The sequence below is a fragment of the Bacteroides sp. AM44-19 genome, assembly GCF_003603395.1.
Classification (GTDB): domain Bacteria; phylum Bacteroidota; class Bacteroidia; order Bacteroidales; family Bacteroidaceae; genus Bacteroides; species Bacteroides uniformis.
Window position 1 is genome coordinate 1 of record NZ_QTNB01000046.1, and the last position, 4,834, is coordinate 4,834.

Annotated in this window: 5 protein-coding genes and 1 pseudogene; all 6 read right to left on the reverse strand. The window is 40.6% G+C overall.

The genetic code is table 11. The annotated features are described in order from the left end of the window. Window positions 1-279: 279 nt before the first annotated feature. Window positions 280-2,742, reverse strand: a pseudogene (locus tag DW947_RS21150) (tape measure protein); the annotation flags it as partial. A gap of 2 nt (window positions 2,743-2,744) precedes the next feature. Beyond that, window positions 2,745-2,993 carry a hypothetical protein gene (locus DW947_RS21155; protein WP_224200198.1) on the reverse strand — a complete coding sequence of 83 codons (249 nt, stop codon included), beginning with the start codon at window positions 2,991-2,993 and terminating at the stop codon, window positions 2,745-2,747. After that, complete coding sequence (locus DW947_RS21160; protein ID WP_044468604.1) at window positions 2,939-3,328, reverse strand: hypothetical protein; 390 nt, start codon at window positions 3,326-3,328, stop codon at window positions 2,939-2,941. Before DW947_RS21160 ends, DW947_RS21155 begins: the two co-directional genes overlap by 55 nt. Window positions 3,329-3,399: 71 nt before the next feature. Continuing rightward, window positions 3,400-3,942, reverse strand: a complete 543-nt coding sequence (locus DW947_RS21165; protein WP_005837065.1) for a hypothetical protein — start codon at window positions 3,940-3,942, stop codon at window positions 3,400-3,402. Window position 3,943: 1 nt separating this feature from the next. Continuing rightward, entirely contained in the window at window positions 3,944-4,336 is a 393-nt protein-coding gene (locus DW947_RS21170; protein ID WP_118940819.1) for a hypothetical protein, read from the reverse strand. After that, a complete protein-coding gene (locus tag DW947_RS21175) occupies window positions 4,333-4,635 on the reverse strand; it encodes a hypothetical protein (RefSeq protein ID WP_005837061.1) in 303 nt (100 codons plus the stop codon). Before DW947_RS21175 ends, DW947_RS21170 begins: the two co-directional genes overlap by 4 nt. Window positions 4,636-4,834 lie beyond the last annotated feature (199 nt).

Here is a 4,834-nt window from a genome sequence, read left to right on the forward strand (position 1 = left end):
CTGAATTTCAACAATTTCAAAGAACGACTATGATTTTTTAGTGGACACTAATGGTTTGGCTTTACTTGTTGAATCAATATCGCTTTCTCTTTTTTTAGCGGCATTAGAAGCCCATGTGCCAAGTTTCTCCTCTTGTTTATCTGTCAGTTTTCCACCTTGCTCCGTTTCCCAATCCTTGCGCTGTTTTTTAATAGCATCCAGTTCTTTTCGATAGTCCAAGTCAATCTGAGCCAGCTTCTTTTCAGTACCATCCTCCATGAGGTTGATTTCATCCTGCTGGTTTTTCCGACGAATGGAAAGGAGTTGTTCGGCAAGCAGTTCTTGCTGTTTGAGTTGCTTGGCGGCTTCTTTCTTGGCTTGATTTTCCTGCTTAGTCAACGAGCTTCCAGTGATGCCACCTAAATCTTTATAGGCTTTCTCTTTTGATAGCATATCTTCACGGGCCTTTTTTACCTGTTCCGATGTTGCTTGTTGGTCTTTTAAAAGAACTTCATAACCTTTCTTTGCCTTTTCCCAATCGGATTTGGCTTTCGCAAGGTCTTGCTGGTAGGTTGAGGTTTTACGTGACTTTAACTCCGATTCAAGTATATCTATTCTACTTTGCAATTCAGATTCAGTAGTCGCACCTTTCAAAGAACCAATGCCTACATTCAAAGAATACCACTTATTATTCTTTCTTGCTTGTTGAAGGCGCTTCATTTCATTCAGTTCTGACTTTATCTGAATATCAGTATTTTTCTTTAAATCAAGTTGCCATTGAGCGAGTTCATCTGAGCGGACTTCTTTTTGATAACTTGTGAAAATGTTTTTTTCTTCATCCAACTTTGATTTCAAAGTAGATAAAGTTTCATTCCTATATTTGTCAGCAAGTTCTTTCTCTGATTCATTCAAACTGTTTTTATGAAAATTCGGGTCTTCTCCGAACCTTTTCCATAATCCGATAACCTGTTCGTATTCACCAATTAGTTTTTTAGAGTTGTTGTAATTAATTTTATTCTCTTCTACGTTCCTCTTTCCAGCTTCCTCATTGTATTCTTTCCATAAAGCTATCAAGTCTCTAATATGTCCTTTTTCATCTATGTATTTTTGGAAGAGAGCGGGATATTCATTCTTTATTGCATCCATTGCCTTCACCCTATCCATAGAAGAGGTATATTCATTTTGAAGGGTGGAAATCAATTCTTCAAGCCTTTGTTTATGTTCTTGCTCTTTTTTAATAGACTGTTTCTTTTGCTCGTCAAATCTTTTTTGCGCTTTCTCCGCCACGGTTGTCGAATCGTGGAAAGCCCACATTGCAGCACCAAGCCCAATAACGGCAGTAGCCAACAAAACATAAGGATTAGTAAGCATTGCAGCGTTTAAAGCTAACTGCGCTTTTCGTGCCAATAAACGGGCATTGGTAAGTCCAATCTCCACAAGGGTATGCTTACTTTCAGCAGCAGTAACAAGCATCACTGCGGTCCGGTATGTACCATAAGTAACCACTAATCCAGCCAAGACCTTCCCTACTGTTTCATAATTCTGAATCAACGAAGTTGTCATTTGAATACCGTCCATGATAACACTTTCCGACTTAGTTCCCAATTCGTTAAACACGGAATTCAAAGCATCCTGCATCATAGACAACTGACCATTGATAGTCTTTGAAGCATTCTCAGACATATTGTAGAACTTACCGCCTGCCGATGTGGCATCTATAAACGCCTGCTGTACCATTTCAGCGGAAACAACACCTTTGGACATTTCATCTTTGAGTGTAGCAATAGACTTTCCTGTCTTTTCGGAAATAATCTGTAACGGGTTGAATCCAGCGTTTATCATTTGATTCAGATCCTGCCCCATAAGTTTACCCGCTGCTGACATCTGTGAAAATGCCAAAGTCAGCGAATTGAACTTACTGGATTCTCCCATAGAAATATCACTAATGGCTTTCAAGTATTTGATAGTGTCTTCTGCTTGTATGTTAAATCCAAGCATCATCTTTTCTGCTCCAACCATATCTGACATAGTAAGTGGAGAAATCTTAGCCAGCTCCTTGATTTGCGGAATCAGTCGCCCTGCTATATCTTCTCCAACCATAGTCTCAATAGCGGTCTGCATAGATTGAAATTCGCCACGCACACGAATCATTTCAGAACCTAATGCCTTTAATACTCCGGCGCCACCAATAACTGCCAGCGCTTTCTTCCAAGATATAGCGATACCTTCGTTAGTTTCTACTACTTGTTTCCCATCATTCTTATAAAGTGTATATTCATCCCGGAGTTTCTTTACGGAAAGACGCGCTTCGGCTTGCTGTTGGGTGAGGTTGAATAAAGCATCCCGTTCTTTACCGAGCGCTCTTTCTTGTTTGCTGATGTGATTAAGCAGTTCTTTATCTTCCCCACCTCTTGAAACGATGTTCTTATATAACTCCTTATTTTTACGAATAGTTGTTTGAAGAGAACCTATGGCATTCTTTTGAGCGATAATCTTCTCTGTGAACCCATTTACAGATTGGGAAGCATCGAAGATTTTCCTTTTGAATCCCGTTTCCATCTCCGCTCCAGCTTTGGCTGCATTAGTCACCAACTCATCCAATCTTTGATTAGATGCAGCAAGTTGGACATTTAAAGCCTTGAAAGCAGCAGGAGACTGCGTGCCATCCATGCTCATTAACTCTTGTTTTAACTTCGCAATTTCATTACGGAGCCTTACAACTTCTTCCCAGTCACTACCTACCTTAAAATATAATTTCGCCATATCTATTTCTTTTTCCTACGATTAGCCAATTCCTTACCACTGATTCTATTCACTTTTTGACCACCATATACTGCGTGTAATTTATCCCGTTGCATCATCAGCAAATTCCGATAAGGGATAACCTCAAACACTTCTGTATAACTCAGATGAAGCGTGTCAATCAAATGGGCTATCTGCCCGAAGAACGTTGTGTTTCCTACTGTTTCGGTCTTGCTGCCAGCATCGACACGTTCCTCATCGAGCTGACACACTGAAAAGCCGAAATATCCATCATAGAGAAACAGACTTCCAAGGCATCTTTGACTTCTTCAAAAGTGCCGTTCTCCAATTCTTTGACCAAACTATCATTCCCGCAGATGAAGCATGAAATACCTTTCAGCATATCTTCAGTAGCTTCAGGAAGCTCTTTAATAGCCTCCATGATATTATCTCCTCGCAGGGCGATATTGGAAAAATGATGAATGGCACGACAGATAATTTTAATTGTAGGAGGTTTGATGGTATAAACGATTCCACCTATCCCTACATTTTTAAAATCCAGCCCTAATAGGGCATCAGAAACCGTTTTTGCTGCTTGATTATTCATAACATTAAATTAAAAAGGCGGTGAGCAACCACCCACCGCCATCTGAAAACAATCCTTTTACTGAAAAATTATCAACCTTCCGGCACTACAACTTCCGATTCGTCAAACCACTTTTCGGAAGCCAATCCATCTACACCTGTGGAAAGGGGAACGGCCGAAACAGCCAATCCGACAGCCTTATCGGTATTAGAGCCACGGGCATTGATAGCCGCTTTCGGAAACACAACATAAACTCCGTCTTTGGTTTTACCAATCACACATTTATGAATAGGCTTATACTTGCCTCTTTCCCAATTCTTTTCTGTGGCTTTACCACCTTGTAAATCAGCCTTTGTAGCATAATCATACTCACCAATGGTGAAGTTGATTTTCACCTCACCCGGTTCAGACGTTTCCCGGTAGTACTCACCAGTCAAAGCGTTTTTGTAACGAGTTACACTTGCCTCTGCTTCTTCGTATTGATACGTGTCACCATGCACATTCTTGACCCGCTTCGTTGCTGCGTTTTTCAAGATGGTGGCTACTTCTGCGCCTGTTAATCCGGCAGCTGGAGTAGTAACCGTTTTAATCGGTTCTGCATAATACAGTTCGTCAATTTCTACTGCTGTAATCATATCATTTTACATTTAATACATTAAACAAAATTCTCACATTCACATAATGACACTTCAAAGCTGTGTCCGCTTCTGTACCGATAGAATCAATAGAGTAACGATATGTCATACCATCATAGGTGCTTACTACATCATCAAACAGCTTGCCAGCCTTTCTTTCAAGTTCGTTAAGCCGGATTGTGTTCGCTTCATTCTCGCTTAAATTGGGTACACATAGATTCACTTCTGCGAAAGATTTCTTCCAATACTTTCCCGGCTGTTGTTTCTTTGTGTGGATAACGATTCTTTCAGAGGTCAATTCACCCGTCAGCGTTTCTCCTGCTGGCACTATGCCTATCCCGAAAGCCTTGCAATCCCGGTAGAGGATGTTTCCTATGTCGGTGGTTACTATCATCGTTCAAATCTATCTTTCAATCTTTTTTCTGTCCTTATCGCTGCACTTCCTGCAACTTCAAATCCTTTGGATTCCACGAATGAAGCATAATCAGCTTCGTTTTTCAGAATTAAGCCATCTTCATTAACCTCATAATCATTCGATTCTCTCAAATGTTTTGTGTGGTCTTGATAGTTTCCGGTAGCTTTTGCATCTTCAACAAATGCCTCTCCCTCTTCTTTCATGCCAGCAACGACTTCGCTTGTTCCGTCCTCAAAGAACTGGTCAACATCCGAAAAGTCTGCATCTATTCCAACCATATTACTCTATAGGAAAAATAGTTTGTTTCCAAAGGGCTTTTAGCAACTCCTTCACCTCTTATGCTTCCATCGGCATTCAAACAACGAACCTCTGCACCTGCTTCAACCTTTGACGGCTTGTCAAAGACTACCTTGTACTTGAAATCATGTAGCTAACACTTGAAAAGGGACCCGGAACAACATTTAAAAAGTGCCCCAC